Origin of the sequence: Kocuria sp. ZOR0020, assembly GCF_000800955.1 — a bacterium.
Taxonomy (GTDB): Bacteria; Actinomycetota; Actinomycetes; order Actinomycetales; family Micrococcaceae; genus Kocuria; species Kocuria subflava.
In genome coordinates, this window is record NZ_JROX01000106.1 from 1 (window position 1) to 6814 (window position 6814).

At 65.0% G+C, this 6814-nt stretch carries 3 protein-coding genes; 1 reads left to right on the plus strand and 2 read right to left on the minus strand.

What is annotated here, in order from left to right:
* A partial coding sequence (locus L979_RS06955) for a hypothetical protein (RefSeq protein WP_047690871.1) occupies positions 1–223 on the minus strand: 223 nt, incomplete at its 3' end.
* A gap of 147 nt (positions 224–370) precedes the next feature.
* Positions 371–3442, minus strand: a complete 3072-nt coding sequence (locus L979_RS06960; protein WP_052209624.1) for a DEAD/DEAH box helicase — start codon at positions 3440–3442, stop codon at positions 371–373.
* A 168-nt stretch (positions 3443–3610) separates the two neighbouring features.
* Here L979_RS06960 and L979_RS06965 point away from each other — a divergent pair, with 168 nt between their 5' ends.
* The gene (locus L979_RS06965) at positions 3611–6724 is read left to right on the plus strand and encodes a hypothetical protein (RefSeq protein WP_231559433.1); all 3114 of its coding nucleotides are present in this window, start codon (positions 3611–3613) and stop codon (positions 6722–6724) included.
* The last annotated feature ends 90 nt before the right edge of the window (positions 6725–6814 follow it).

The window sequence follows — 6814 nt, forward strand, 5'->3', positions numbered from 1 at the left end:
GTGCATCCGTGTAGTGGGTGGCGGCTGCCGTGGCGTCCTCCAAGGAGAACGGCGGCGCCATCCGGATGAGCATCTGGTTCAACAGCGCGGGGGACTCGGTGGGGTGCAGCAAATGAAAACGACGACGGATCTGATCCGGGCGCAACCCGCGATCAACCATGACGGCAATGAGGGGGCCATGCCGATCGACGAACAGCGGGAGGCCGGACGGTGAAGTAGGCACTTCCGGACACCTCCTGGGGTATTGATGTTCACGCTATTGCACCGGCGGGCCAATCACACGTGATCAGGTAATTCACTGCAATGTGACACTGCAGCAAGGTTGTTGACGTGACATCATGGCGCTCAAGTTACTGGTGCGTCAAGGATTTCACTGACGGAACAACTCCATGACGTCTTGTTCCGTCAGGGCGGCTGAAAACGTGCCGTCGTCGTCCATCACGGTCTCGAACAGACGGGCCTTTCGGTCCTTGAGTTCCATGACCTTTTCCTCGATGGTGCCGGTGGCCACCATGCGGTAGACCATGACCTTGCGTTCCTGGCCGATTCGGTGTGCGCGGTCCACGGCCTGGTTCTCCGCCATGGGATTCCACCAGGGATCCAGCAGGAAGCAGTAGTCCGCCTCCGTCAGGTTCAACCCGGTGCCACCTGCCTTCAGGGAGATCAGGAACACCGGTGCCTGACCGTCACGGAATCGTTGGATCACAGCGCCCCGGTCACGGGTGGAGCCATCCAGGTAGGCGTACGGAATGCCCAACCGGTCCAGTCGGGCCGCCGCCAGTTTGAGGAAACCGGTGAACTGGGAGAAGACCAAGGGCCTGTGACCTTCCGCCACGATCTCCGGCAGGTGCTCGAACAACGCCTCCAACTTGGAGGAGCTGATCTCCAGCTCCGGGTCCACCAAGGAGGGGTCCAGTGCCATCAACCGCAGCTTGGTCAAGGAGCTGAAGATGGTGAACCGGTTGCGGTTGAGCTCCGGAAGCAACTTCAGCACCTTGGAGCGTTCGCGCTGCAGGTGCAGGTCATAGAGCTTGCGGTGTTCCTCCGTGAGTTGGATCCGCAGGGTCTGCTCCAGCTTGGGTGGCAGCTGAAGGTCCACGGCGTCCTTGGTGCGCCGCAGCATGAACGGGGCGATTCTGCGCCGCATCCGGGACATGGCAGCCCGGTCATGTGAGACCTCGATGGGGCGCTGATAGTCCTCCACGAACTTCCTGCGTGACGGGAACAACCCCGGTGCGCTCAGGCTCAGCAACGCCCACAAGTCAGCCAGTCCGTTCTCCAACGGAGTGCCGGTGACGGCAACCGTGGTCCTGGTCTTCAACTCCCGAGCCACGCGGTGGGCCTGGGTCCGCGGGTTCTTCACGAACTGCGCCTCATCCAGAATCACAGCCTCCCACTCCGGTTGGCTCCACAGTGCCTCATCCATGCGCAACAGGGTGTAGGAGGTCACGACGACGTCCTGGGTGGCGGCCAATTCGGCCGGCATCTGACCGGCACCGGCGGCCGTGCCCTGGGCGGCAGTGACTTTCAGATGCGGGGCGAACTTGTTGATCTCCGATACCCAGTTGGGCACCACGGAGGTGGGGGCCACCACCAGGAAAGGCTGCACCGCCGGATTCTCAGGACCGCGAAGCTGTGCCTGCTCCAGAACGTGGGTGAACAGCGCAATGACCTGAACGGTTTTGCCCAGACCCATGTCATCGGCCAGGATCCCGCCCAAACCCATGTCCTGAAGGGCTGCCAACCACTGGAACCCCTCCACCTGGTAGGGCCGCAGCTGTGCAGTCAGCCCTGCCGGCACCGGTGGTGGATCACTGGGTTCCCGGTGCACCAGCCGGTTCACGGCCTCCCGCCACTGGGTCACGGTTTCGCTGCGGTCGGAGAGCTCCTCCAACTCCTGCCACAACCCCATCTGGTGTTTGGAGACCCGCAGTTGGTCGCTCGGAGTTTCCTGCAGGGACCGCGCTTCGCGCAGCAACTCCCGCAGGTGCTCGAACCGGGGGGCATCCAGAGCGAACCAGGAGCCGTTGGGCAGCATCATCACGTCCTGGCCCCGTGCCAGGGCGCGGAAGATTTCTGCGAACGCCACGTAGAAGTCACCCACACGTACGGACACACCAAGGTCGAACCAGTCCCGGTGCTCGCTGGGCAGCGTGGAGACCGTGATCTCCGGCGGTTCATCCGAGGGCTTGTAGGCAGGTTCCGTACCGGTGACCTGAATCCTCAGGTCGTGGACCTTTTCCAGCTCCGGCAGCCAATCACGCAACAAGACCACGGCCTCGTAACCCACGTAGGCGGAGCGGCGGAACTCAAGATCCGGGATGCGGCGCATGACGGCTTTGGTCATGGCGCTTTCCCACGTGGACTCCCGCTTGGCCGGTTCCGTGCCCAAAGGATCGGCAGGGCGGAACGGCAGGCGGATGCGCTGACCACCCCGGCTGTACTCCCATTCCCAGTCCAACCGGATGGTCAGATCATCGTGATGAACCGTGAGCACCATTTCCGGTGGGGCCACGTGAGGGAGCTCGATCGAGCCGTCGTCGTTGGTCAGCCCGATCCGCTGGTGCAGCCGGGGAAACCAGCGGTCCAGGAATTCCTGAATCTCCTCATGCGGGACCGTGACCTCCTGAGCTGTTTCCAGGAACTGGCGTTGGTCCCGGGTCAGGCGGGTCCTCAGCGGCACCAGGGTCAGAGGGAACCGGTTGAGATCCTCGGTCCGCTCCAACTCCACAGGATCTTGTGGTGCGGGGAAGAACACCCCATGGCCGGGGGCCCCCACTATGCCTGCAGATTCCAGGGCTACGGTTTCCACGCGGGCGGCATCATCGGCCGTTGCGTCTTGACTGGAATTCGTGGTGTCGATCAACACCTCGGGATGCAGCAGCAGGTTGTTCTCGTCGTCGTGCACCAGGTCGATCTGGAACCTGCCCGGTGAGCTGAGACGCACGGGCTGCGCGTGGTCACGGGTGATGAACTCCACCCCCAGTTCCTCGGCACGGCCCAACAGTGACCACAGCACGGGGGATTCGTAATGCTCCACGTACACCCAGTGCCGGTCGTGCAGGACCTGGCGGGAGCGGACGTTGGCCAGGGAGCGGATTTCATCGAACCAGTCGGCCTGTTCGGCGGTGAGCATCCCGGAGATCCCGGCCTCCGTGACCTTCTCCCAGTCCAAGCCACCCCGGATCCAGTCCCCGCGCCGACCTTTGCGCACCGGCCGCATCCCCAGGGAGTAGAGGGCACCGGCCTGGGCTTGTCGTGCGCGATGCACCCGGCGGAACGTGGGCAGTTGAAGGTCGAACTCCAGGCCGATGGCCGGGCCCGGGTGTTCGGTGTCCTCGACGTCCAGGGCGGGGGCGTCGTCGTCGAGCATGGAGGCCAAAGCGCGCTGCCATGAGGAGGCTGTGCGGGCCGTGGAGGACTCGGCGGCAGGTGAGGTCATTCTCACCATTCTAGGAGCCGGACGGTGCGGGCAACCAGGCGGCAGCCGCCGCCGGGGACGGCCGGGCGCACATATAATGAGGCGCTGGTACAGGGAGGTTTCACTCCCGCAGAACAAGGGCGGCCGGAGCCGCAGACGGAGGGTGCAGTGCCGGGGACCAACTCGCTTGTGCTCGGTCAACATCGCATTGCGCGCAATGAGGCCGAGGTCGAGTACCTCAAGTGGAACGACGCCGTGTGTGCCGCGTTCTTCGGGGCGGACAAAGCAGGTGAACTGGTTCCCCTGGACCTGGATGAGAAGACCCTGGCCCAGATCGGTCAGGAGCACGGACTGGACGGTCCCGCCACCCTGCGCGCCATTGCCGATTCCGTGACCCCGTTGCTGGTCATGGACGGTTCCCGCACCCCGGTGTTCGAGGCCTTCACCCGACTGACCACACTCTGGTACCGGGACTCCCGCCGCCAGCTGGACACTCTCTCCGAATTGGCGCCGCCGCCCATCGTGGCCCTGCTGGCGCTGTTCGCCCTGGCCGGACGCCACACCTCCCGGCTGGCCTCCCAGACCGGCAACAAGTCGGCTTCAGCGTTCTACCTGCCGTTGGCCGTTCTGCTGCAGGCCGGTCAGGACACCAAGGCGCTGGAGGCTTCCTTCAAGAAGGACACCGAGGCCTTCTGGGATGCCCTGCGCTACTGGCTGGAACTGCGCGACGGTGAGGTCGGCCTGCCCGTGGGTGATGCCCTCAACCAGCGGCCTGTTGGCCTTGCCCTGGCGCAGACCTTGCTGGGGGAGTCCGAGCGACGCCAACTCCACCAGATGTTCGCGGACATGGAACTGACCACCGCCCAAGGCCTCTCCCCGGAGGAACTGGGCGTGTACGTGGACTTCTGGCTGGATGTGGCAGACACGGATGTCTCCAAGTCGATGCGCCAGATCTGGACCACCTCCGTGACCCGCTACCCGGGCCTGGAAGTGGCCCGTGCCGAGCTCGCCCGCTGGGAGCAGTCCCGGGCCGAAGCCGGTGGCCCCACACCCGTCACCCGGTCCGTGTCCAGCAAGCCGGGAAAACACTCGGCCTCCCTGGCCCTGGTGGATGCCATGGACTACATCGGCAACAAGGTCTTTGAGTTCGGTCTGGTGGTTCCCAAGCGGTTCATGACCGAACGTGAGGTGGAGCTGGAAACCACCGCCGGACCCCGCACCCTGTTCCTGTCCTACATCGGGGACGCCTACCTGGGAATCTCTGCCCTCACCGCACGGATCGAACCCGCCTCTCTGCTGGAAGGAGAGCTCAAGCTCTCCGCCGGGGCGCACACGTTCGAACGGACGGCGCGGCCCGTCGTCGTGTTTGCCAAGGACGCCTTCTCCGACACCTTCATCTCCGTGGACCACATTCCTGCCGCCTGGCCGTGCCGCGTGCTGGTGCGTGACGAGGAATCCACCATCGCCCAGATGCGCTCCATCCTGGATGACTCCGCATCCCCGGACTACACATTCGTGCCCGCCGGGACCTCCGGACTGCCAGAGGGCTGGGCCATGTTCGACGACGTCCAGGTGCTGCGCGCAGGCAACCCCGAGCTGACGGTCAACGACAACTTCTCCGGAATGGTCCCGCGACTTGTCCCCACCGTGCGACTCTCCGGTGGCCTACGCATTCCAGGAGACGTGGTGCGGTGGTCGGCTCAGCGCCCGCCGCAGATCACGGTGGTCTCGGACACCGATGACCCCTTGACCCTTGAGGTCGAGTGGCGTCACCCGGAAACCTTCCGTCTGCAGCGCCACAAGCTGGCCGAGAGCCTGATTCCGCCGTTCCAGATCTCCACCAACGGCACCCCCATGGCCCATGCCACCGGCGGGCTGAAGCCCAACGACTACGTCCTGGTCCTCAAAGCAGGACGCACGGTCAAACAGCGCATGAGCTTCTCCGCGCGCGACTCCTCCTTCTACATGACACAGCGGTCGCTGGGCTATGAGGGGGAGATGGTCCACACCGACGACGACGCCCTGTGGCCCGTCACGGCTGCCACCGTTTCCGAGTTGCCGGACGAGTACGTCCAGGGTGCCTTCAACAATCTGAATTCCGTGGAGGTCCCGGAGGCCGAGCTGGAAGCTGTGGACGTCCCCACGGTTCCCGGTTGGCACTCCGCTGAGGGCCAGCTGCTGGTCCAGCGCGAGAACGTCCTCCCGGAGCACAGCGGGCCTTCCTGTCTGGCCACCGGCAAGCACCGGATTGTGCTGCCGCCCATGGACCCCAAGGCCAAGGCACCGTGGGTGTTCGGGCGCTGCCGGGACTGCGGGTTGGAAAAGCGCTACCCGGGCCGGCTGACCAAGCTCTCTGCCGTGTCCGAGGTCGGCTCGGTGGAGTCCCTCCAGTTCATCGGCCCGGACGAGGGGGAGAACCCCATGTCCTGGGCCCCGTTCCGCGATGCCCTGACGTTCCTGGGCGGCGGCAAGCGCTCCACCCTCTCGATCGTGGCCCGCCAGCTGGTGGACACCGAACGGTTCGAGGAATGGCTTGTGGGCCACCTTCAGGGTCTGGGTTTCCTGGAGGTCATCCGGGACGAGAACTGGACGGTGCGCCGTTGGCAGGTGTGTTCCCCTGCCCTGACGCAGTTGGTGGACGGATCCATCCTGCTCACCGGTGGGTGGACTCCGGACAAGGAGGCCTCGGTCTCCTCCGCTGCTGACGCCCTGGGTGGTGCACTGGTCACCTTGTCCCCGGAGGACCACGCCTCCTCCCTGGTCCAGGACGTTGAGCTGGAAGAGCTGGCTGAGCGTCTGCCGGAGGGGCTGTGCGACGTCATTTATGAGGCCGGACCCGTCATGCTGGACACCCTGGCACCTCTGTCCACCGTCCAGGACGGACTGGCACGTACGGAGATGCAGTACAACGGCGTGGCCGAACGGTTTGTCCCGTCCGATGCCACGTGGCTGCCCACCACGGACCGGGAACAGCCCGGGTTGTTCCGGATCAACCACCACCACCGCACGCGATACGTGTTTCGCACGGAGGCTGATGTGGAATCGGGTCACGGGCGGCGGGTGAACTCCGGGTTGGGCAAGCACCTGGCTGCCCGGCAGGCCGGGACCCCGCTGGTCTCCTGGGATGAGGAACTACAGCTTCTGTCCGTGCCGATCGGTGCCGAACTGCCCGGCTTGTATGCCCGCGCCACCGTGCTGTGCTCGGGTGTGCTGCCCACTCGCGTGGATGAGGACTTCTCCCTGAACTACGGGGACGTCTCCGAGGACTTCGCGCGGATCCTCACCGCCAAGCTCATGGGCTGAAGCCGGGCGGGGCGGGGGCGCCGTCGTTGCGCGGCCGGCGGCGAGTTTGACAGGGAAAGAGCCATTCTCAGGGGCTGAGAATGGCTCTTT

Bases quoted from the DNA above. Each gene is read 5' to 3' on its own strand.
- L979_RS06960 (WP_052209624.1), bottom strand. From the start codon at position 3,442: ATGACCTCACCTGCCGCCGAGTCCTCCACGGCCCGCACAGCCTCCTCA.